We start from the raw sequence: 323 nt of genomic DNA, 5'->3' as shown, positions 1-323 counted from the left end.
GGACGAGCGGTTCGCAATGGTTGGAGCTGAGCCCGGCGGCTGCGGGGCCGGCGGTTGCGGCGGCGAAGCCCAGGGCGGTCGCGAGCAGGACGGCGGCGGTCCAGATTTTGCGGAACATGATGATCTCCTAAGGTGTGGCGGTACGGGGTGGTTTGGTATGCGGGATGCAGCTGGTCAGCGGGGGACGAGCGGTTCGCAATGGTTGGAGCTGAGCCCGGCGGCTGCGGGGCCGGCGGTTGCGGCGGCGAAGCCCAGGGCGGTCGCGAGCAGGACGGCGGCGGTCCAGATTTTGCGGAACATGATGATCTCCTAAGGTGTGGCGG

Annotated in this window: 1 protein-coding gene; it reads right to left on the bottom strand. The window is 68.7% G+C overall.

Features of this window, described 5'->3' with window-relative positions:
* Positions 1–174: 174 nt before the first annotated feature.
* A complete protein-coding gene (locus JYA52_RS22630; protein WP_276208499.1) occupies positions 175–300 on the bottom strand; it encodes a hypothetical protein in 126 nt (41 codons plus the stop codon).
* Positions 301–323 lie beyond the last annotated feature (23 nt).

The sequence above is a fragment of the Arthrobacter pascens genome, assembly GCF_017052465.1.
Taxonomy (GTDB): Bacteria; Actinomycetota; Actinomycetes; order Actinomycetales; family Micrococcaceae; genus Arthrobacter; species Arthrobacter pascens.
This window is presented reverse-complemented; position numbering and strand designations above follow the sequence as displayed.